Origin of the sequence: Pantoea sp. SIMBA_079, assembly GCF_046940275.1 — a bacterium.
Taxonomy (GTDB): Bacteria; Pseudomonadota; Gammaproteobacteria; order Enterobacterales; family Enterobacteriaceae; genus Pantoea; species Pantoea borealis.
Map to the genome: position 1 here is coordinate 1 of NZ_JAWRYR010000305.1, position 272 is coordinate 272.

1 protein-coding gene is annotated in these 272 nt (G+C 58.1%); it reads left to right on the top strand.

The annotated features are described in order from the left end of the window. A partial coding sequence (locus tag SB719_RS20130) for a DUF1064 domain-containing protein (protein WP_412159736.1) occupies positions 1 to 191 on the top strand: 191 nt, incomplete at its 5' end. Positions 192 to 272 lie beyond the last annotated feature (81 nt).

Consider the following 272-nt stretch of genomic DNA (forward strand, 5'->3'; position numbering starts at 1 on the left):
GTTTTGAAATCGCGCCGGCGGTGGTGATGGATGGGAAGCGAAAGCGCGCCCGGACATACGTGGCGGATTTTGTGTACGAGCGCGACGGAAGGCAGGTAGTCGAGGACGTGAAGGGCATGAAAACGCCCGTGTACTCGTTGAAACGGCACCTGATGCGAGCTGTACACGGTATCGAGGTTCAAGAAATGTAGTAGCTCCGGCGCGGTCAGCAATGGCCGCCCGGTGCGCGCAACAGCAAGCGCGCAGCAATGCACATCGAAATGTAGAACATG